The following is a 739-nucleotide window of genomic DNA, read 5'->3' as shown; positions in this document are numbered from 1 at the left end:
ATTACTCGACGATCGAAGCGACGATACCGGCGCCGACGGTGCGGCCGCCTTCACGGATCGCGAAGCGCAGCTTTTCTTCCATCGCGATCGGAACGATCAGCTCGACGGCAACCGTGACGTTGTCGCCCGGCATGACCATCTCGGTACCTTCCGGCAGCGTCACGATGCCGGTCACGTCGGTCGTGCGGAAGTAGAACTGCGGACGGTAGTTGGTGAAGAACGGCGTATGACGGCCACCCTCTTCCTTCGTCAGGATGTAGGCTTCCGCCATGAACTTCTTATGCGGCTTGACAGAGCCCGGCTTGCACAGGATCTGGCCACGCTCGACGCCGTCACGGTTCACACCGCGAACCAGGGCGCCGATGTTGTCGCCAGCCTGGCCCTGATCGAGCAGCTTGCGGAACATTTCAACGCCGGTCACCGTCGTCTTCGAAGTTGCGCGGATACCGACAATCTCGACTTCTTCGCCAACCTTGACAATGCCACGCTCGACGCGGCCGGTCACAACCGTGCCGCGGCCGGAGATCGAGAACACGTCTTCGATCGGCATCAGGAACGGCTGGTCGATCGGACGCTCAGGCGTCGGGATGTAGGCGTCGACCGCAGCCATCAGCTCGCGGATCGCGTCTTCGCCGATCTTCTTGTCAGAATCTTCAAGAGCAGCAAGCGCCGAACCCTTGACGACCGGGATATCGTCGCCCGGGAAGTCGTAGGACGACAGAAGTTCGCGAACTTCGAG

General features: G+C 61.3%; 1 protein-coding gene. It reads right to left on the bottom strand.

The genetic code is table 11. The annotated features are described in order from the left end of the window. Position 1: 1 nt before the first annotated feature. Positions 2–739, bottom strand: a 738-nt coding sequence (locus OS035_RS33505; RefSeq protein WP_331815691.1) for an EF-Tu/IF-2/RF-3 family GTPase, incomplete at its 5' end; no start/stop codon positions are given.

Origin of the sequence: Rhizobium sp. 268 (assembly GCF_036571585.1) — a bacterium.
Lineage (GTDB): Bacteria > Pseudomonadota > Alphaproteobacteria > Rhizobiales > Rhizobiaceae > Rhizobium > Rhizobium redzepovicii.
The sequence above is the reverse complement of the archived record's forward strand: the minus strand, read 5'-3'. Positions and strand labels throughout refer to the sequence as shown.